The sequence below is a fragment of the Micromonospora sp. SH-82 genome (genome assembly GCF_051132485.1).
In the GTDB taxonomy this organism is placed as follows: Bacteria; Actinomycetota; Actinomycetes; order Mycobacteriales; family Micromonosporaceae; genus Micromonospora.
In genome coordinates this window covers 476,746-495,308 of record NZ_CP148049.1, presented here as the reverse complement: position 1 = coordinate 495,308, position 18,563 = coordinate 476,746, and the positions used below count along the sequence as shown (strand labels likewise).

The following is an 18,563-nucleotide window of genomic DNA, read 5'->3' as shown; positions in this document are numbered from 1 at the left end:
TAGCAATTCTGCTATCAAGATCATAAAGGATCGGTAGGCCCTGCCGGGTCCGGGCGGGGCGGGGTGGGGCACGATGCTCCGGTGGGCTTATCGATCATGACTTCCCGGCCGGTCGGGGTGGGGCCGGCGGAGGCCGCGCCCGTCCGTCGGGCGACGCGTCCGACGACGTCCGCCTGAACCGGACGAGGAACGTGCGAGCCCAGACCGGCCTCCTGCTGGCCCACACCGTCGTCGTGCAGGCGGTCACCTTCATGCTCCGCCCCGCGTCGGCGTACCAGGCGCTCGCCCTGGACGTCCCCGGCACCTGGTTGGGGCTGCTCGGGGCCAGTTTCGCCGTGGCGCCCCTGGCCCTGGCGGTCCCCGCCGGACACGCCGTCGACAGGTACGGCGAACGTCGGGTGGTGCTGGCCGGGTCGGTGCTCCTGGCCACCGCCGGCCTCGGATTCCTGCTGTTCGCCGGCTCCATCGGTGGCCTGGTGCTGGCCAGCATGGTGCTCGGCACCGGCCACCTCTGCGCTGTGGTGGCCCAGCAGGCGCTGGTCGCGAACCGGACGCCGGCCCACCGGTACGACTCCGCCTTCGGCTACTACACCTTCGCCGCCTCGATCGGGCAGGCCCTCGGGCCGGGACTGATCGTCGCCTTCGGCGGTGACCAGCCGATCCCGGACACCCGGGCGATCTTCGTCGGGGCCACGGTGGTCGCCCTGCCCCTGCTCGTCACCTCCGCGTTGCTGCGCCCCTCCGGGCACCACCACGACACGGGTGGGCAACGTCCCGTCGGCGGGGTACGGGACCTCCTGCGCCGGCCCGGACTGCGCCGCGCTCTCCTGGTCAGCTGCGTCGTGCTGGCCGCCGTCGACGTCACCCTGGTCTACCTGCCCGCCCTCGGGATGGAGCGGGGCATCGCGGCGGGTTCGATCGGGGTCCTGCTGGCGCTGCGGGCGGTCGCCTCGATGGTCTCCCGGCTCCTGCTCGGCCGACTGGTGGCGGTGTTCGGTCGGCGTACCCTCCTGGTCGGCTCGGTGGCCCTCTCCGCCGTCGGCCTGGGGCTGCTGCTGCCTCCGCTGCCGTTGTGGGCGATGGCGGTGGTGGTGGTCGTCGCCGGACTCGGGCTCGGCGCGGGCCAACCCCTGACCATGTCGTTCCTGGCCGAGGCCGCTCCACCCGGCTCGCGGGGGCGGGCGATGTCGTTGCGGCTGACCGGGAACCGTCTCGGTCAGGTGCTGATTCCCAGTGTCGCCGGTCTGCTCGCGGCCGGGGCGGGGGCGGCAGGGGTGCTCGCCTGCATGGCCGCCGGACTGGCCGGGGTGGCGATGGCGGCGACCGGGCTGCCACTGCCCCGCCGGGACACGCCGGTAGCCGCCTCCACGACGGCGGGCGGCCCGCCGGGGACGAGCGGCTGAACCACGGCGGCCGGCGGCCCGCCGACGGCGAGCGGCCCAGGCGGGGTGGTCAGTCCTGGCCGGCCGGGTGCGGGGCGAGCTGGCCCTGCCGGACCCGGGCCGTGCAGAGTTCGACCAACTTCGCGTACGCGGGCGCGCCGATCAGCGCGGTCAGCTCCGGACCGTAGGAGACGTACATCGGGTCGGCCCCGACGTGGGCGTCGGTCGAGGAGGTGCACCACCAGTCCAGGTCGTGTCCGCCGGCCCCCCACCCGCGACGGTCGAACTCGGTGAGCGTGGAGACCAGCACCTTGCTGTTGTCCGGGCGCTTGGTCCACTCCTGGTCCCGGCGGACCGGCAACTGCCAGCACACGTCCGGCTTGTACTCCAGGGGGTGCACCCCGTCCCGGAGCGCCTGGGCGTGCAGCGCGCACCCGCCCCCGGCGGGGAAGTCGGCGTCGTTGAGGAACACGCAGGGCGCGTCGGTGTCCTGGGTGGCGGTCCGGCGGGCCGGGTTCTTGCCGTCGATGGTGTCGGTCTCGGTCCAGTTCTTGAACCCCCGACGGAAGTGCTGCCAGGTCTGGGGGGTCAACCGTTTGACAGCCGTCCGGACCCGCTTCTCGTCGTCGGTGTCGGTGAAGAAGGCGCCGTGGGAACAGCAGCCGTCGGCCGACCGGCCGGCGACGATGCCGTGGCAGCCCTTGCCGAACACGCACGTCCACCGGGACAGCAGCCAGGTCAGGTCGGCCCGGACCAGGTGCTGGTCGTCGGCGGGGTCGACGAACTCGATCCACTCGCGAGGGAAGTCCAGCCCCACCTCCCGGCTGCGCGGATCCTCCGGGTCGTCCACCAGTATGCGCAGTTCAACCGGGCTCGTCGTCACCCGGACCAGCGTACGCGCGGTCCCGCCCCCCGGCCGGTGAGCCGGAGAAACGTGTTGGCCATAGGGTCTTCAGCATGCGACTGGGTGTCCTCGACGTCGGTTCCAACACGGTGCACCTGCTGGTGGTGGACGCCCACCACGGGGCGCACCCCTGGCCCGCCCACTCCGAGAAGGTGGTGCTCCGCCTCGCCGAACAGATCGGCCCGGATGGCGCGCTCACCGCTTTCGGGGCCGACGAGCTGGTCAAGGCGGTCGAAGGGGCGCGTGCCGCAGCCGTGGGGATGGGCGCCGACGACCTGATCGCCTTCGCCACCTCGGCGGTCCGGGACGCCACGAACGCCGCCGAGGTCCTGGCCCGGGTCCGGGACACCACGGGGGTACGCCTGGAGGTGCTCTCCGGCGCGGACGAGGCCCGGATGACCTTCCTCGCGGTCCGGCGCTGGTTCGGCTGGTCGGCCGGGCGACTGCTGGTGCTGGACATCGGGGGCGGCTCACTGGAGATCGCCGCCGGGATCGACGAGGACCCGGACGTCGCCCAGTCACTGCCGTTGGGGGCCGGTCGACTCACCCGGGAGCGCCTGGGGTCCGCCCCCGGCGATCCGGTCGCGCCGTCGGCCGAGGCGGTGGAGGAGCTGCGGGAGTACGTCGACGGTCTGCTGGATCCGGTGGTGGCCCGGCTGGCCGAGGTGCGCTGGGATCGGCCGGTGGCCACCTCCAAGACGTTCCGCACCCTGGCCCGGCTGGCCGGGGCGGCCCCCTCCGGGGCGGGGCTGTGGGCCCGGCGGAGACTGACCCGTACGGGGCTGCGGCAGGTGATGGGATTCGTCAGGCACATCCCTCCGACCACGTTGCCGGAGCTGGAGGGGGTCAGCGTCGCCCGGGCACACCAGCTGTTGGCCGGTGCGGTGGTGGCCGAGGCGGTGATGCGGCGGCTCGGCGTGGACGCGGTGGACATCTGCCCGTGGGCGCTCCGGGAGGGTGTGATCCTGCGGCGGCTGGATCACCTGGCCCCGATGTGACGTAGAGTGACCGGATGATTCCTGTTTGGGATTGCTCGTCACGATGTCGCAACGGTCCCGGGTTACCCTCGACGGTGTGACTTCCCGCGTCCCGGTTCTCCTGTCCACCTCCTCGGTCTTCCCTGAACGGACGGCGGCGGCCTTCCAGATGGCTGCCGCCCTCGGCTACGACGGGGTCGAGGTGATGGTCTGGACCGACGCCGTCAGCCAGGACGCCGGAGCCCTGCGCGGGCTCGCCGAGCACTACGGCGTCCCGGTCCTCTCGGTGCACGCGCCCTGTCTGCTGGTCACCCAGCGGGTCTGGAGCTCCGACCCGTGGGTCCGGCTCCGCCGGGCCGCCGAGCTGGCCGAGACCCTGGAGGCACCCACGGTGGTGGTGCATCCTCCGTTCACCTGGCAGCGCGACTACGCCCGGACCTTCGCCGACGGGTTGGACACGATCGCCGACCAGTTCTCCGGGCTGCGCTTCGCCGTGGAGAACATGTACCCGGTGCGGATGGCGGGCCGCCAGTTCGTGCCCTACCTGCCGGGGTGGGATCCGACCGAGACCGGGTACGCCTCGTACACCCTGGACCTGTCGCACACCGCCGCCGCGCACACCGACGCGTTGCAGCTGGCCGACCGGATGGGGTCGGGCCTGGCCCACGTGCACCTGGGCGACGGCACCGGGGAGGGCCGTGACGAGCACCTGGTGCCCGGCCGGGGCAACCAGCCCTGCGCCGAACTGCTCCGCTCGCTCGCCGGTCGGGGATTCACCGGCTCGGTGGCGGTCGAGGTGACCACCAGGGGGGCGAAGAGCCGCGAGCTGCGCGAGGCCGACCTCCGCGAGTCGTTGGAGTTCGCCCGTACCCACCTGACCGCCGCCTCCCCGGTCGAGGCCTGAGGCCCCCGGCGTCCCCCTAGGCGTCGTCTGCGGCGGCCCCGACCGTCACCTGTTCGCCGATCGCCGCCCGCTTGCGGGCCCGGTGGGCGGCGACGTGGGACCGGGTGGCGCACCGCTCCGAACAGAACCGTCGGCAACAGTTGGACGAGGTGTCCAGGTAGACGTTGCCGCACCGGTCGTCGGCGCAGACCCCGAACCGGGCGCTGCCGTACTCGCAGAGCCAGACCGACAGCCCCCAGACCGCACCGGCGAGATACTCGGCGCTCACCGAGGCACCCCGGCCGGTGACGTGCATGTGCCAGTCGCTGGAGTCGTGTCCGGAGATCCGGGGCTGCACCGGGTACGCCGCCAGCAGGGCGTTCAGCTCGGCGACCGCTTCGGCGTCCCGCCCGGAGGCGCCGTACCCGAAGACCTCGCGCAGTCGCCGCTGCGTGCGTCGGAGCACTGTGAGGTCCCGTTCCGTCACCTCGTCGCGCATCCAGGCGTTCTCGTCGGGGAAGAGGACCCGTACGGCGTCGAGGTCCTCCAACCGGGCGTTGACCAGGTCGACGCCGGTCCGGGCGTACGCGTCGAAGTTCACGTCGTCAACCGTAGACGACTCACGTAACATGTCGCCCCTCGATGTGCGGGCAGGGGTGGGCCGCCGTCCGGCGGGCGGACGGGGCGAGGGTTACGCTCGGCTCATGCTCCGTTCCGTGATCCTCGCCGCGTCTCGGTCGTCCCGGGTCGAGCGGTTCGTCGCGACGGCCCCGTACACCAGTGACGTCGTCCACCGGTTCGTGGTGGGCGGGGGCACCGACGACGCGTTGCGCGCGACCCGCGCACTCGTCGCCGACGGTTTCGCGGTGACCCTCGACCACCTCGGCGAGGACGTGGTCACGGCCGAGCAGGCGCACGCCGTCCGGGACGAGTACCGCCGGCTGCTGGCCGGCCTCTCCGACGCCGGCCTCACCCCGCCCGCCGAGGTGAGCGTCAAACTCTCCGCGCTCGGGCAGAAGGTCGACGAACGGCTGGCGTACGACAACGCCCTCGCCGTCTGTCAGGCCGCCGATGCGGCGGGCACCACCGTCACCCTCGACATGGAGGACCACACCACCACCGACTCGACCCTCGACGTCCTGACCGAACTCCGCCGGGACCATCCGTCCACCGGGGTGGCCCTCCAGGCGTACCTGCGGCGTACCGAGTCGGACTGTCGGGAGTTGGCGCGGGCCGGTGCCCGGGTCCGGTTGTGCAAGGGCGCCTACCGGGAGCCCGAGTCGGTGGCGCACCAGTCGTCCCGGGACGTCGACAGGTCCTACGTCCGGTGCATGAACGTGCTGATGGCCGGGGACGGCTACCCGATGCTGGCGACCCACGACCCGCGTCTGATCGCCATCGGGGAGGACCGGGCCCGCTGGTTCGACAGGGGACCGGACCGGTTCGAGTTCCAGATGCTGTACGGCATCCGCCCGCAGGAGCAGGAGCGGCTGGTCGCCGAGGGGTACACCATGCGTACCTACGTGCCCTACGGCGACGACTGGTACGGCTACCTGATGCGTCGGCTCGCCGAGCGTCCCGCCAACCTGATCTTCTTCGGCCGGGCCCTCGCCTCCCGGGGGTGACCCACCCGTCCCCGTCGAACCGGACCTGCCACACTGGAATCGCTCCCAGTGTGCGAAGCCTCGGTCCGGGCCTGTCGAGCGCGGTCCGAGGTCTCGCCCCGTCCTGCGGTGTCGCCGCCGACCGGGGGCGACGGATCGCGGTGCGACGATTCGGACATTCGTCGAGTCGGATCCCTTCAGGGCGGAAAAGCTCTGGTCACGCCCGGGTGAACCGGCCCCGGAGGCGTGATCAGTTGCAGGAAGGGATCGCGCCGGTCACAGCCGTCCCGCTACGGTACTGGTAACACGCGCGTTGCCCGCCCGGTGGGAGGAACCCGTCGGTGTGGCGCGCGCCGGGCATGGGATTGGTCGGTGGGCCATGGCCGGATCGCAGTCCGACGGGCGACTGTCGGATGTCAGGTTCCTCACCGTCGCCGAGGTGGCGACGGTGATGCGGGTGTCGAAGATGACCGTCTATCGGCTCGTGCACAGTGGTGAGTTGGCCGCCGTCCGGGTGGGCCGCTCCTTCCGGGTGCCGGAGCACGCCGTGCACGAGTACCTGCGGGGCGCGTTCCAGGAGACCGCCTGACGGGTCGCCGGAGGGCCGTCGAGTGCGACGTAACGGGCATCGACGGGGGCGCGTTGGTCCTGTTGACGCTCTCCGGCTACCCTGGAGGCCGACCGTGACCGCACACCGGTGCGCCCGATGCCACCAGCCTGGTCCGGTTCGTTGTCCGTAAGCGGCCGCGGACGCCACCCGGTGGCGTCGTCCGGTCCGCCCCGCACGTTGCATCGAAAGGCTGTCGTATGGGCTCGGTGGTCAAGAAGCGCCGCAAGCGCATGGCTAAGAAGAAGCACCGCAAGCTGCTTCGCAAGACCCGCGTCCAGCGTCGCCGTCTCGGCAAGTGACCGCTGCCGGGCTGCGGCCCGGCTCCCGGTGACACTTGCCAACTGTCGACCTCCGGAGGCTCAGGTGATCAGGCCGTTGTTCAGGCTCGATCCCGGCTGCCGGGTCAGGTGCGCGTCGTGACCCCCGGTGCCCCCTCGGGCGCGCCGGGGGTCGTCGTCGTGACCGGCGTCGGCCGATACCTCGGTGCCCACGTCGCGGCCCGGCTGGCCGCAGACCCCCGGATCGAGCGGGTGATCGGGGTCGACCCCACCCCGCCCGGTGCCGAACTCGCCGGTCTCCTCGACGGGGTGGAACAGGTCCAGGTGGAACCCGCCGACCTCGGCCCGCTCCTCGGTGACCTGGGCGTCGACGCGGTCGTCCATCTCGCTCTGGTCTCCGCCCCCGACAAGCAGCACGGTGGTCGGGCGGCCATGAAGGAACAGAACGTCATCGGCACCATGCAGATGCTCGCCGCCGGTCAGCGGGCACCCCGGCTGCGCAAGCTGGTGATCCGGTCGTCGACCGCCGCGTACGGTGCGTCCTTCCGGGATCCCGCCGTCTTCACCGAGGACACCGAACCGCGCGAGGTCCCGCGCGGTGGGTTCGCCCGCGACATCCTCGACATCGAGGGGTACGTCAGGGGTTTCCGCCGCCGCCGGTCCGACGTCACCGCCACCGTCCTGCGGTTCGCCCCGTTCATCGGGTCGAGGGCCGACACCACCCTCACCCGGTACTTCTCCCAGCCGCTGGTGCCCACCATCTTCGGGCGGGACGCCCGGTTGCAGTTCGTGCACTTCGACGACGCCTTGGAGGTGCTGCACCGGTCGGTGGTGGAGGACCATCCGGGCACGTACAACGTCGCCGGGTCGGGGGTGCTCTCGCTCTCCCAGGCGATCCGACGGGCCGGGCGGATCGCGGTACCGGTCCTGGAACCGGGTCTGTCCGGGGCGGCGGCGTTGGCCCGTAGCCTCGGCTTCGGGCGCTACGGCCTCGACCAGGTCGACCTGTTCGTCCACGGCCGGGTGGTCGACACCAGCCGACTGGAGCGGGAGTACGCCTTCACCCCGCGCACCACCGCCGAGGCCTTCGACGACTTCATCCGCGCCCACCAGGGCGGAGTGGTGCTGACCCGGGACCGGCTGGCCGCCGCCGAACAGTCCGTCCTGGAGGGCATCCGTCAGGTGCGGGCGGCCGTACGGGAGCGATCGTGAACGGTACCGAGGAGCAGGACGGCCGGGGACGGTTCGACGTACCCCTGCGGTTGGCCGACCCGGAGGCGGAGCCCGCGCGGCGCAACGGACACCACGTGGTCGCGGCCGTTCCGCCAGGCGACGACGTCGAGCCGGCGGGCGCGGTGCCGGACCGGCCGGGCGAGGACGTCGAGACGGTCGGGGCGGTGCCGGACCGGCCGGGTGACCCCTGGGACCGTCGGGTCGCCGCCGGCCTGGCCTTCCTGCGCAAACGGCTCTCCGGTGACTACGAGGTCGACGAGTTCGGGTTCGACCCCGAGCTGACCGGGACGGTCCTGCACCCGATCCTGCGGCGGCTCTACCGGGACTGGTTCCGCACCGAGGTCACCGGCATCGAGAACGTCCCGGTCGACGGGGCGGGGCTGGTGGTGGGCAACCACTCCGGGACCGTCGCGCTCGACGCCCTGGTGCTCTCCGCGGTCCTGCACGACCGGCACCCGGCCCGCCGGTACCTGCGGTTGCTCGGCGCGGACCTGGTCTTCCGGATCCCCGTCGTCTCCGAACTGGCCCGCAAGTCCGGCGGTACGGTCGCCTGCAACGCGGACGCCGAGCGCCTCCTCGGCACCGGTGAGCTGGTCGGCGTCTTCCCGGAGGGGTTCAAGGGGATCGGCAAGCTCTACGCCGACCGCTACCGGCTGCAACGGTTCGGGCGGGGCGGTTTCGTCTCGGCGGCGCTGCGGACGGGCACCCCGATCGTGCCGGTGGCCATCGTCGGGGCCGAGGAGACCTACCCGATGCTCGCCGACATCAAGCCGCTGGCCCGGCTGCTCAAGCTGCCGTACTTCCCGGTGACGCCGACCTTCCCGTGGCTCGGGCCGCTGGGCATGGTGCCGCTGCCGAGCAAGTGGCTGATCGAGTTCTGCCCGCCGATCCCCACCGCGCACCTGACCGACGCGGCGGACGACCCCCTCGTCGTGTTCAACCTCGCCGACCAGGTCCGGGAGACCATCCAACAGACGGTGCACCAGCTGCTGGAGCGACGCCCCGACCCGTTCGGCCCCTGAGCCACCCCGTCAGTCGGGTCGGGTCCGGCGGTGCAGGGCCAGCCCGGCGGCGACCGCCGCGACGGCGGCGGTGGAGGGGACGGCGATCCGGGCGGCCCGGCGGCCGGTCCGGAAGTCCCGTACCTCCCAACCGCGCCGACGGGCCTGCCGCAGCAGGACCCCGTCCGGGTTGACGGCGACGGCCCGCCCGACGGTCGAGAGCATCGGCAGGTCGTTCGCCGAGTCGCTGTAGGCGGTGCAGGAGGCGAGGTCGAGACCCTCGACGGTGGCGAGGTGACCCACCGCCTCGGCCTTGACCGGGCCGTGCATCGGCTCCCCGACCAACCGTCCGGTGTACGCCCCGGCGGCGACCTCGGCGACGGTCCCGATCGCCCCGGTGAGGCCGAGCCGGGCCGCGATCACCCTGCCGATCTCCACCGGCGCGGCGCTGACCAGCCAGACCCGCTGCCCGGCGGCGAGGTGCGCCTCGGCGAGACGGCGGGTTCCGGGCCAGATCCGGGGAGCCATCAACTCGTCGAAGATCTCCTCGGTGAGCCGCTCCACGTCACCGACCCGCCAGCCCGCGACGAAGGCGAGGGCGGCCTCCTTCGCCAGTGACATGTCGCCGGGGTGTTCGGTGGCCATGATCCGGAACCGGAGTTGCCGCCAGGCGAACCGGGCCAGGTCGGAGGTGGTGACGTACCTGCGGGCGGCCAGCCCCCGGGCGAGCCAGTACAGCGAGGCGCCCTGCATGATCGTGTTGTCCACGTCGAAGAACGCGGCGGCGCTCGGGTCGGGGACGGGTGGCCTACCGACCCCGCTGCGGGCCCAACCCGTGGTGTGGCCGTGGCTGTCTGTGCTGACGGTCACCGCACGGTCTCGACCCACGTGCCCCTCCGCTCACCGACCTCGTCGTCCACCGTGACGGGCCTTGCCGGGGCAGGGCCCTGCCATCGGTCGAGCCTATCCGGACTCGCCTGTGGATGGCTGACGGACGACGGGCTGTCGGTGAGCGGAGGCGGGCGGTCGGTCACCGGATGCCCGGCGACCGACGGCCGATCAGCGGGGGCTGGTGCAGGCGGCCGGGATCGGGCCGAGGCCGTCGAACCCGACCACCTTCGGCTCCGCGCAGTCGAGGGCCGTCCGCAACGCCGTCGACCGTTCACCGACCGCGTCCAGCAGGCCGAGCGAGCTGCGGGTCCGGTCCCGCTGACTGCGCGGTGCCGCGTCGAGGAGGCCGTCGACCGACTGCCGCTGGCTGTCGAGGAACGCGTCGACCAGGTCGAGCCCGGCCGGGTCGGAGCGCTGCGAGACGGCGTTGAGGAGCGTGCGTACGCCCTGACGGGTGCCGTTGTCCATGTCGTCGAGTACGGCGTCGTACCGGACGTGGTTGCCGCGCAGCGTTGCGGCCTCGTCGACCCGGGTCCGGGCGAAGTCGAGGAAGAGCTGCCCCCGGTTCAGGTCCGATCCGGCGAGCGCGAGCTGGGCCCGCTCGGTGGAGCGCTTCATGCCGTACAGGGCGTCGCCGGGCAGCGCGTTCTCGCTGGCGGCGGAGATGCCGGAGACGGCGATGGCACCGACGGCGATGCCGGAGAAGATCGCCAGTCGGGCTCGGGCCCGTCGGGCGGTCACCGCCGGCAGCCGTGGGGTCCGCACAGCGGCGAACGGCGGGCGGACGACGTCCGCGTCGGTGGGTGCGATGACCTCGGCTCCGATGCCCTCCCGCTCGGCGGTGGCGATCAGCCTGGCCCGCAGGCTGGTGCGGAAGGCCGCGTCCACCACCGGGGCGGGCCGGTCGACGGTGAGCCGCCGACCGACGGCCGCCAGGGTGACGAGTTCGTCGTCCCGCCGGGACCGGACCCGGTGCCGACGGCAGCCGTTGGCTTCTTCGAGAAGCTGTGCGAAGCGCTCAGCGCGTCGACGCAGGAAGAGGTTGTGGTCCACCGCAGGCACCCCCTCTCGCTGGTCACGGCCACTCGGCCGTGGTGTTCGCCGGCGACCGGAGACAGCTGGCACCGGCGCACGAAGGTCGTGGCCGACGGCGCTGTCCGGACCATGGGGCCCGCTGATGCTGGGGCAACCACCGGTCGCACCCGGAAGAACGGTCCGTGCCGGGCTGCGGTTACGGGATCCGGTGTGGCGAAATCGAGGCGTGTCGCGGAGCACCGTGCGGGACGACCGACCCGGGCGGGCGGACAGCCGACCGGCCGGCCCCGGTCAGGACGGGGCCGGCGGTACGGGCTACGGCGGGTCGTTACGGCTGGAATCCGTCGGGCAGGAGTCGGGCCAGGGCCCGGACCGCCCGGTACTGCAACGCCTTGATCGCGCCCTCGTTCTTGCCCATCGCCCGGGCGGTCTCGGCGACCGAGAAGCCCTGGAGGAAGCGCAGGACGATGCACTCCTGCTGTTCCGGGTTGAGCTGCTTGACCGCGCTGAGCAGGGCGACGTTGGTGATGTGCTCGACCACTGCGGCCTCCGGGCTGCCCTCCGGCCCCCGGTCCTCGCGGTCGGCGTCCAGGACGTCCCCGGTGGTCACCTCCAACCGGTACCGGCCGGACTTGAAGTGGTCGGCGACCAGGTTGCGGGCGATGGTGACCAGCCAGGCGCCGAGGTCGCGCCCCTGCCAGGTGAAGCTGCCGATCCGTTTGAGGGCGCGCAGGAAGGTGTCGGAGGTGAGGTCCTCGGCGAGTTGCCGGTTGCCGACCCGGAAGTAGACGAACCGGAAGACCGTCTCGACGTACCTGTCGTAGATCAGGCCGAAGGCCTCCACCTCACCGGCCTGGGCGCGCTCGACCAGACGCCAGACCTCGGTGGCCGGGTCGGACGGGTCGGGGCGGCTGGGGTAGCCGGTCGGTGCGCCCCCGCCGGTGCCGCCGGCGGGGGCGGCCGGCACGGCGGGGAGGACGGCGGTCTCGGCGTTGGTCGCCTCGGTGGAGGCGGGTGGGTCGGCGCTGCGTCGACCCTGCACCGGCATCGTCGGTCGGACCGGAACCGTCACCCGACCCCCCGACGGTTTGGCGTTGCCCCCGGGAGCCGGGGGCCTGGGTGTCGTCTCGTTGTGGTGTGGTCGGCTCCGTAACCGCCGGGCGGCCTCGTCGCTTTGGGTGGGGGGCCCCCACGTGTCGTCCACCGGTCCGCGTGCGGAGGGCGACCGTTCGTTGACGGCCGGCCGTACCCCGGGGGCACTCAGGCCGACGGGCTGCTCCACCCATCCCGAAGCGGTCATCGGGTCACCCCCGTCGGGTAGGCGACGGGCCGTACCGGGACGGCGTCGACGAGGTGGTCGGACCGGCCTGCACCGGGTCCCGCCGCACAGGCGCGACGAGTTCCCGTGAGGTGCTGGTCCAATGCGCTTACGGGCACGGGGCCTCCTCGGGCTGAGGGGTGTCAACTCACAGCAAATGGGGTGAGTCGACCCGAGTCATGATAAGGCAGACGTCACCCGTGCGTGGTAAGTCAGTTACACAGAGCGGAAGTATTTCCGTCGCCGTCGGGACGTCACCGGACCGGGTGTCCGTCGGGGGCGATTGACTTTCCGCCCGGTCCCAGGGTCCGAAACTGTTGCCCGTTTACCGGGCTCGTCTCGCGCTCGGCCGGGCCGGACGGCGTCGACTGTGCCAGACTCGGCCGGACGACCGCACGTCTAGGAGGTACCGATGTCCACCGACGCCCGGCTCGCCCTGGTCACCCGTCCCGGCTGCCACCTCTGCGAGGACGCCAAGGCGGCCCTCGACCGGGTGGTCGCGGTCACCGGCGACCGGTGGATCGAGAAGGACGTCACCGGGGACGTCGAGTTGGAACGAGAGTACGGCGAGCGGCTGCCGGTGGTGCTCCTCGACGGCAAGGAACACGGCTACTGGCGGGTGGAGGAAGAGCGGCTGCTGCGCGATCTGACCACCCCCCAGTTGTAGGGCGTCCACCGCCGCCCGGCGCAGCGGTGCGAATCCGGGCACTCCACAGCGACCGGGGTCGTCGCCTATCGTGCTGCGATGACCCCTGTTCGCGACCACCTGGTGTGGGACTGGAACGGCACGCTGCTCAACGACCTGAGTCTGATCATCGCCGCCACGAACGCCGCGTTCGCCAGCGTGGGTGGCCCGGTGGTGACAGCCGAGGAACACCGGGTCCGGTTCCGTCGCCCGGTCGTCGACTACTACGCCGAGGTGCTGGGTCGGGCTGTCGACGAGGAGGCGTTCGGGCGTCTCGACCGGATCTTCCACGACGCGTACCGGGCCGGTCTGACCACCTGTGAGCTGGCCGAGGACGCCGTCACCGCGATGGGCGACTGGTCGGGCAGCCAGTCGTTGTTGTCGATGTGGTTCCACGACGAGCTGGTGCCGGCGGTCCGGACGTACGGCCTCGACGGGCGGTTCGTCCGGGTCGACGGGTGGCGGGCGGCGGTCGGTGGCGACCGGAAGGCCGCCTCGCTGACCCGGCACCTGGCCGACCTCGACGTGGACCCCGGCCGGGTGGTGCTGATCGGCGACTCACTCGACGACGCCGAGGCGGCCGAGGCGGTCGGTGCCCGGGCGGTGCTCTACACCGGCGGCTTCACCGACTCGGAGCGCCTGCGCGCCTCGGGTCATCCGGTGGCCACCACGCTCACCGGGGCGGTCCACCTGGCCGCGACCCTGTCCTGAGCTGCGCCGTCCGCCGGGCCGGAGACGTAGTCCGATCTTGGTGATTGGCGTGGGAAGTCTGGATTGCGCAATAATCGGGGAGCGGCACCGCGCGGCCGGTGGATCGATCTTGTGGAATGGAGGCTCGGTGGCACCGCTGCGCCGATCAGCAAGATCGCGATTTGTGCACGTCTTCACAAGCGCCTACTCTGTAATTCCGACGCGCCCTGCTAGCTCAGCCGGCAACCTCGGTCGCCAGCGGGAGTCCCGGAACGGCCGGCGACGGGAGCTGGCAGAGAATCGCACCGCACGGAGTCTCATGAGTCAGCATCGTCACCCTGGCACGCCCAGCCGTGCTGGTGTCGTACCGGCGCTTCCGGACCTGCCCGAAGCGACAGTCGCGCGGCTCCCCGAGTACCTACGTGCCCTGCACGCCGTCGCCGAAACCGGTCACGAGACGATTTCCAGCGAAGGGCTCTCCGCCGCGGCCGGGGTCAACTCGGCCAAGCTCCGCAAGGACCTCTCCCAGCTCGGCTCGTACGGCACCCGTGGGGTGGGGTACGACGTCGCGCTGCTGATCGACCAGATCGAGTATGTGCTCGGGCTCACCCAACGTCGGGCGGTCGCCCTGGTCGGGGTGGGTAATCTCGGTCACGCCCTGGCCGGGTACGACGGCTTCGCCACCCGGGGCTTCCGGATCGCCGCGCTCTTCGACGCCGACCCCGAACGGGTGGGCGAGGAGATCAGCGGGCTGATCGTCAAGCACATCGACGAGCTGCCCCGGGTCGCCGAGGAGGAGTCCCTCGCCATCGGGGTGATCGCCACCCCCGCCGCCTCCGCCCAGCGGGTCGCCGACGTACTGGTCGCCGTCGGCGTCACGAGCATCCTCAACTTCGCTCCGTGCGTACTCTCGGTGCCGGACGGGGTCGACGTGCGGAAGGTCGACCTCGCCATCGAGCTGCAGATTCTGTCGTTCCACGAGCACCGCAAGGCATCGTTGACCACGCTGCCCGCCACCACCGGCGGGTCCACCCTCACCGCGCTGCCCGGCGGGCTCGCGGCCCCCGACACCCAGGAGGCGATCGGCACGTGAAGCTGCTCGTCGTCGGTGCTTCGTACCGCACCGCCCCGGTCGCCGTCCTGGAACAGCTGGCGGTCGCGCCCGCCGAGACCACCCGCACCCTGGACCAGCTGGTCGCCCAGCCGTACGTGACGGAGGCGGTGCTCGTCTCCACCTGCAACAGGGTGGAGGTGTACGCCACGGTCTCCGGATTCCACGGCGGTCTCGGCGACATCTGCGCGGTCCTCGCCGAGCGGGCCGGCTGCCCACCGGCGGCGCTCGCCAACCACCTCTACGTGCACTTCGACGCCGCTGCGGTGGAGCACGTCTTCCGGGTCGCGGCCGGACTGGACTCCCTGGTCGTGGGGGAGGCGCAGATCCTCGGCCAGCTCCGGGACGCGTACCACTGGGCCAGTGGCGCCGACTCCACCGGGCGGCTGCTGCACGAGCTGATGCAGCAGGCGTTGCGGGTGGGCAAGCGGGCGCACGCCGAGACCGGCATCGACCGGGCGGGCCAGAGCGTGGTCACCGCCGCCCTGGACCTCGCCGCGGGCCACCTCGACGAGGGCCTCACCGGCCGACCGGCCCTGGTGGTCGGTGCCGGGGCGATGGGGGCGCTCAGTGTGGCCACCCTCTCCCGGCTGGGGGCGGGTCCGCTCGCGGTGACCAACCGGGGCGCGGACCGGGCCGCCCGGCTCGCCGAGTCGTACGGCGCGGAGGCGGTGCCGATGACCGAACTCGCCGCGGCGTTGTCCACGGTGGACATCGTAGTGGCCGCCACGGCGGCCACCGAACCGGTCCTCACCCGGGACGTCGTGGCCCGTACGCTCGCCGACCGGGACCCGGCCCGGGGGCCGTTGGTCCTGCTCGACCTGGCGGTGCCCCGCGACGTCGAGCGAGGGGTCGCCGAGCTGCCCGGCGTCGAGGTGATCGACATCGACCGGATGGCCGACGTGCTCGCCGACGGCCCGGCCGCGGCCGACGCCGCCGCCGTCGGCCGGATCGTCGCCGCCGAGGTCGAGGGCTTCCTGACCTGGCTGCGCGGTGCCGACGTGGCACCCACAGTGGCCGCCCTGCGGGGACGCGCGGAGGACGTGGTCGGCGTCGAGCTGCGTCGACTGGCCCAACGTCGCCCTGATCTCACCGACGGGCAACGGGCCGAGGTGGCGCGTACCGTGCACCGCGTGGTGCAGCGGCTGTTGCACCAGCCCACCGTGCGGGTCCGGCAGTTGGCCGCGGAACCGGGCGGCGACCAGTACGCCGCACTGCTGCGGGAGCTGTTCGACCTCCAGGTGCCGCAGGCCGCCACCACCGTCGGGGCGGTTCCCGACGTGGTGGACGCCGACACCGACCCGTACGTCGGCACCGGCTCCGCCCCGACGGATCCGGTCCCGCCCGGTACCCAGTCCGATCCGCACCTCGGAGGTGAACGATGACCGCACCCCTGCGTCTGGGAACCCGGGGCAGCGCATTGGCGATGGCCCAGTCGGGGCAGATCGCCGAGGCGCTCACCGCCGCCACCGGTCGGCAGGTCGAGCTGGTCGAGGTGGTCACGGCCGGGGACAGGTCGACGGCACCGGTGCACCGGCTCGGCGTCGGCGTCTTCGTCTCCGCCCTTCGTGACGCGCTCACCGCCGGCACCATCGACTTCGCGGTGCACTCCTACAAGGACCTGCCCACCGCGGAGGCCCCCGGTCTGCACATCGCTGCGGTACCACCCCGCGAGGACCCGCGCGACGCGCTCGTCGCCTCGGGTGGGCGGACCCTCACCGAACTTCCCTCCGGCGCCGCCGTGGGGACGGGCGCACTGCGCCGCATCGCCCAGCTGCACGCTCTCGGGATGCAGCTGACGGTGACCCCGATCCGGGGCAACGTGGACACGCGCCTGGCGCGCGTCCTCGGCCCCGGAGCCGATCTCGACGCGGTGGTCCTGGCTCGGGCCGGGCTGGCCCGGCTGGGCCGGACCGCCGAGATCACCGAGACGCTCGACCCGATGCTGATGCTGCCCGCCCCCGCCCAGGGTGCGCTGGCGGTGGAGTGCCGGATCGACGACTCGGACCTGGTCGAGCTGCTCTCCGTACTCGACCACGCACCGTCCCGGGCCGCGGTCACCGCGGAACGGGCGCTGCTGGCCACCCTGGAGGCCGGGTGCTCCGCTCCGGTCGCCGCCTACGCCATCGTCGCCGAAGGCGAGCCGACCGGCTCGGATGCCGACGGCGACGTCGTCCACGAGATCTACCTGCGCGGGGCGGTGATCAGCCCGGACGGCGCCCGAGACATCCGGCTGTCCCGCACCGGTACGCCCGCCGACGCGGCGGAGATCGGCAAGGCACTCGCCGCCGAACTCCTCGACCTCGGCGCCGACTCGATCCTCGGCCAGGACGGACATGCCGCCGCCCCGGGGACACAGCACATTGGGAGCACAGAATGACCCGCACCCGTAAGCCCGTAGGCCGTATCGCGTTCGTCGGGGCCGGACCCGGCGACCCGGGCCTGCTGACCCGCCGGGCGCACGACGCTCTGGTCGACGCCGACCAGGTGGTGTACGACCGTGGGGTCCCCGAGGCGCTGCTCGACGCCGTGCGTACCCAGGCTCGGGCCGACACCGAGTTCAGCCCGGCCGAGGGTGTGCCGGGGGACGTGGCGAAGGTGCTGATCTCGGCTGCCCGTTCCGGTCTGAACGCCGTACACCTGGTCGCCGGTGACCCGTTCGGCCACGACTCGGTGGTCAAGGAGGTGCAGGCGGTGGCGCGTACCGCCGCGCACTTCGAGGTGGTGCCGGGGGTGTCCCAGGCCGAGGGGGTGGCCACCTACGCGGGCGTACCGCTGCCCGGGGTGCGGACCGCCGCCGACGTGGAGGACGTCGCCAACCTGGACTTCGAGGCGCTGGCCGCCGCCGTGACCCGGGGGTCCCTGGCGCTCGCCGTCGACGCCGGTGACCTGGCCGCGATCCGCGACGGCCTGCTCGCCGCCGGGATGGACGGCACGACCGAGGTCGGGGTGACCGGCGACGGCACCGGGGAGACCCAGTACACCACCACCTCGACCGTCGACTCGTTCGTCGCGGCGGCGCTCGGCTTCACCGGCCGGGTGGTGCTCACCATCGGGTCCGGGGTCGGCCAGCGGGACAAGCTCAGCTGGTGGGAGAACCGGCCGCTGTACGGCTGGAAGGTGCTGGTCCCCCGGACCAAGGAACAGGCCGGGGTGATGAGCGCCCGACTGCGCGCGTACGGGGCGATCCCGTGTGAGGTGCCCACCATCGCGGTGGAGCCGCCCCGGACCCCAGCCCAGATGGAGCGGGCCGTCAAGGGGCTCGTCGACGGCCGGTACGCCTGGGTGATCTTCACGTCGGTGAACGCGGTCCGGGCGGTCTGGGAGAAGTTCGGCGAGCACGGCCTGGACGCCCGGCACTTCGGCGGGGTCAAGATCGCCTGCATCGGGGACGCCACCGCCGACGCGGTCCGCGCCTTCGGCATCCAGCCGGAACTGATCCCCTCCGGTGAGCAGTCCTCCGAGGGGCTGCTCGCCGAGTTCTCGCCGCACGACGAGGTGCTCGACCCGGTGGGCCGGGTCCTGCTGCCGCGCGCCGACATCGCCACCGAGACCCTCGCCGCCGGGCTCACCGAGCGGGGCTGGGAGGTCGACGACGTGACCGCCTACCGGACCGTCCGGGCCGCCCCGCCGCCGGCCGAGATCCGGGACGCGATCAAGTCGGGCGGATTCGACGCGGTCCTCTTCACCTCCTCCTCGACGGTCCGCAATCTCGTGGGTATCGCCGGGAAGCCGCACGCGCGTACCGTGGTTGCTGTCATCGGGCCCAAGACGGCGGAGACCGCGACGGAGTTCGGCCTGCGGGTCGACGTCCAGCCGCCGCACGCCTCGGTCCCCGACCTGGTGGAGGCGCTCGCCGGCTACGCCGTGGAGCTTCGGGAGAAGCTCGCCGCGATGCCGGCCAAGCAGCGTCGTGGCTCGAAGGTGCAGGGCCCCACCGCGCTGCGGTTCCGGTAGTCGT

General features: G+C 72.6%; 19 protein-coding genes. 14 read left to right on the top strand and 5 right to left on the bottom strand.

What is annotated here, in order from left to right; all coding sequences use genetic code 11:
* Positions 1-191: 191 nt before the first annotated feature.
* Positions 192-1,403 carry an MFS transporter gene (locus tag WHN02_RS02250; RefSeq protein ID WP_434741826.1) on the top strand — a complete coding sequence of 404 codons (1,212 nt, stop codon included), beginning with the start codon at positions 192-194 and terminating at the stop codon, positions 1,401-1,403.
* A gap of 49 nt (positions 1,404-1,452) precedes the next feature.
* Here WHN02_RS02250 and WHN02_RS02245 read toward each other — a convergent pair whose 3' ends face one another.
* Positions 1,453-2,238 carry a hypothetical protein gene (locus WHN02_RS02245; protein WP_434743788.1) on the bottom strand — a complete coding sequence of 262 codons (786 nt, stop codon included), beginning with the start codon at positions 2,236-2,238 and terminating at the stop codon, positions 1,453-1,455.
* A gap of 101 nt (positions 2,239-2,339) precedes the next feature.
* On the opposite strand from WHN02_RS02245, the gene WHN02_RS02240 reads away from it, so the two are divergent.
* Positions 2,340-3,284: a Ppx/GppA phosphatase family protein gene (locus WHN02_RS02240; protein ID WP_434741825.1), complete on the top strand. Its 945-nt coding sequence runs from the start codon at positions 2,340-2,342 to the stop codon at positions 3,282-3,284.
* Positions 3,285-3,360: 76 nt separating this feature from the next.
* Positions 3,361-4,167 carry a sugar phosphate isomerase/epimerase family protein gene (locus WHN02_RS02235; protein ID WP_434741824.1) on the top strand — a complete coding sequence of 269 codons (807 nt, stop codon included), beginning with the start codon at positions 3,361-3,363 and terminating at the stop codon, positions 4,165-4,167.
* A gap of 16 nt (positions 4,168-4,183) precedes the next feature.
* Here the strand turns inward: WHN02_RS02235 and WHN02_RS02230 are convergent, their stop codons facing one another.
* Positions 4,184-4,747 (bottom strand): CGNR zinc finger domain-containing protein, encoded by a 564-nt coding sequence (locus tag WHN02_RS02230; RefSeq protein ID WP_434741823.1) that lies wholly within the window; start codon positions 4,745-4,747, stop codon positions 4,184-4,186.
* A gap of 103 nt (positions 4,748-4,850) precedes the next feature.
* Here WHN02_RS02230 and WHN02_RS02225 point away from each other — a divergent pair, with 103 nt between their 5' ends.
* From WHN02_RS02225 to WHN02_RS02205, 5 genes are all read left to right on the top strand, one after another.
* Positions 4,851-5,771, top strand: coding sequence for a proline dehydrogenase family protein (locus tag WHN02_RS02225; protein WP_434741822.1), 921 nt, complete (start codon positions 4,851-4,853; stop codon positions 5,769-5,771).
* Positions 5,772-6,129: 358 nt separating this feature from the next.
* Positions 6,130-6,339, top strand: coding sequence for a helix-turn-helix domain-containing protein (locus WHN02_RS02220; RefSeq protein WP_067367634.1), 210 nt, complete (start codon positions 6,130-6,132; stop codon positions 6,337-6,339).
* 218 nt (positions 6,340-6,557) lie between these two features.
* Positions 6,558-6,659 carry a 30S ribosomal protein bS22 gene (locus tag WHN02_RS02215; protein ID WP_007465623.1) on the top strand — a complete coding sequence of 34 codons (102 nt, stop codon included), beginning with the start codon at positions 6,558-6,560 and terminating at the stop codon, positions 6,657-6,659.
* Between the two features lie 117 nt (positions 6,660-6,776).
* A complete protein-coding gene (locus WHN02_RS02210; RefSeq protein ID WP_434741821.1) occupies positions 6,777-7,850 on the top strand; it encodes an NAD-dependent epimerase/dehydratase family protein in 1,074 nt (357 codons plus the stop codon).
* 143 nt (positions 7,851-7,993) lie between these two features.
* A complete protein-coding gene (locus WHN02_RS02205) occupies positions 7,994-8,893 on the top strand; it encodes a lysophospholipid acyltransferase family protein (RefSeq protein WP_434743787.1) in 900 nt (299 codons plus the stop codon).
* A 9-nt stretch (positions 8,894-8,902) separates the two neighbouring features.
* On the opposite strand, the gene WHN02_RS02200 is transcribed toward WHN02_RS02205, so the two are convergent.
* The 3 genes from WHN02_RS02200 to WHN02_RS02190 form a co-directional block, all read right to left on the bottom strand.
* Positions 8,903-9,760: an HAD family hydrolase gene (locus WHN02_RS02200; protein WP_434741820.1), complete on the bottom strand. Its 858-nt coding sequence runs from the start codon at positions 9,758-9,760 to the stop codon at positions 8,903-8,905.
* 171 nt (positions 9,761-9,931) lie between these two features.
* Positions 9,932-10,816 carry a DUF5667 domain-containing protein gene (locus tag WHN02_RS02195; RefSeq protein ID WP_434741819.1) on the bottom strand — a complete coding sequence of 295 codons (885 nt, stop codon included), beginning with the start codon at positions 10,814-10,816 and terminating at the stop codon, positions 9,932-9,934.
* 310 nt (positions 10,817-11,126) lie between these two features.
* Complete coding sequence (locus WHN02_RS02190; protein ID WP_434741818.1) at positions 11,127-12,098, bottom strand: ECF subfamily RNA polymerase sigma factor, BldN family; 972 nt, start codon at positions 12,096-12,098, stop codon at positions 11,127-11,129.
* Between the two features lie 430 nt (positions 12,099-12,528).
* Between WHN02_RS02190 and WHN02_RS02185 the strand changes: the two genes are divergently transcribed.
* The 6 genes from WHN02_RS02185 to WHN02_RS02160 all read left to right on the top strand — a co-directional run bounded on the left by WHN02_RS02185 (position 12,529) and on the right by WHN02_RS02160 (position 18,559).
* Positions 12,529-12,783 carry a glutaredoxin family protein gene (locus WHN02_RS02185; protein ID WP_350894557.1) on the top strand — a complete coding sequence of 85 codons (255 nt, stop codon included), beginning with the start codon at positions 12,529-12,531 and terminating at the stop codon, positions 12,781-12,783.
* Between the two features lie 78 nt (positions 12,784-12,861).
* The gene (locus tag WHN02_RS02180) at positions 12,862-13,512 is read left to right on the top strand and encodes an HAD family hydrolase (protein WP_434741817.1); all 651 of its coding nucleotides are present in this window, start codon (positions 12,862-12,864) and stop codon (positions 13,510-13,512) included.
* A 298-nt stretch (positions 13,513-13,810) separates the two neighbouring features.
* Positions 13,811-14,584, top strand: coding sequence for a redox-sensing transcriptional repressor Rex (locus WHN02_RS02175; protein WP_434741816.1), 774 nt, complete (start codon positions 13,811-13,813; stop codon positions 14,582-14,584).
* Positions 14,581-15,987 (top strand): glutamyl-tRNA reductase, encoded by a 1,407-nt coding sequence (locus WHN02_RS02170; protein ID WP_434741815.1) that lies wholly within the window; start codon positions 14,581-14,583, stop codon positions 15,985-15,987. The genes WHN02_RS02175 and WHN02_RS02170 overlap by 4 nt, the downstream gene beginning before the upstream one ends.
* Positions 15,984-16,982, top strand: coding sequence for a hydroxymethylbilane synthase (gene hemC, locus WHN02_RS02165; RefSeq protein WP_434741814.1), 999 nt, complete (start codon positions 15,984-15,986; stop codon positions 16,980-16,982). Before WHN02_RS02170 ends, hemC begins: the two co-directional genes overlap by 4 nt.
* On the top strand, positions 16,979-18,559 hold the full coding sequence (locus WHN02_RS02160; protein ID WP_434741813.1) for a uroporphyrinogen-III synthase: 1,581 nt from the start codon (positions 16,979-16,981) through the stop codon (positions 18,557-18,559). Before hemC ends, WHN02_RS02160 begins: the two co-directional genes overlap by 4 nt.
* Positions 18,560-18,563 lie beyond the last annotated feature (4 nt).

Excerpts from the sequence above, each read along its gene's own strand:
- WHN02_RS02220 (WP_067367634.1), top strand. The coding sequence starts at position 6,130 with ATGGCCGGATCGCAGTCCGACGGGCGACTGTCGGATGTCAGGTTCCTC.
- WHN02_RS02225 (WP_434741822.1), top strand. The coding sequence starts at position 4,851 with ATGCTCCGTTCCGTGATCCTCGCCGCGTCTCGGTCGTCCCGGGTCGAG.
- WHN02_RS02160 (WP_434741813.1), top strand. The coding sequence starts at position 16,979 with ATGACCCGCACCCGTAAGCCCGTAGGCCGTATCGCGTTCGTCGGGGCC.
- WHN02_RS02190 (WP_434741818.1), bottom strand. The coding sequence starts at position 12,098 with ATGACCGCTTCGGGATGGGTGGAGCAGCCCGTCGGCCTGAGTGCCCCC.
- WHN02_RS02240 (WP_434741825.1), top strand. The coding sequence starts at position 2,340 with ATGCGACTGGGTGTCCTCGACGTCGGTTCCAACACGGTGCACCTGCTG.
- WHN02_RS02175 (WP_434741816.1), top strand. The coding sequence starts at position 13,811 with ATGAGTCAGCATCGTCACCCTGGCACGCCCAGCCGTGCTGGTGTCGTA.
- WHN02_RS02215 (WP_007465623.1), top strand. The coding sequence starts at position 6,558 with ATGGGCTCGGTGGTCAAGAAGCGCCGCAAGCGCATGGCTAAGAAGAAG.
- WHN02_RS02180 (WP_434741817.1), top strand. The coding sequence starts at position 12,862 with ATGACCCCTGTTCGCGACCACCTGGTGTGGGACTGGAACGGCACGCTG.
- hemC (WP_434741814.1), top strand. The coding sequence starts at position 15,984 with ATGACCGCACCCCTGCGTCTGGGAACCCGGGGCAGCGCATTGGCGATG.
- WHN02_RS02185 (WP_350894557.1), top strand. The coding sequence starts at position 12,529 with ATGTCCACCGACGCCCGGCTCGCCCTGGTCACCCGTCCCGGCTGCCAC.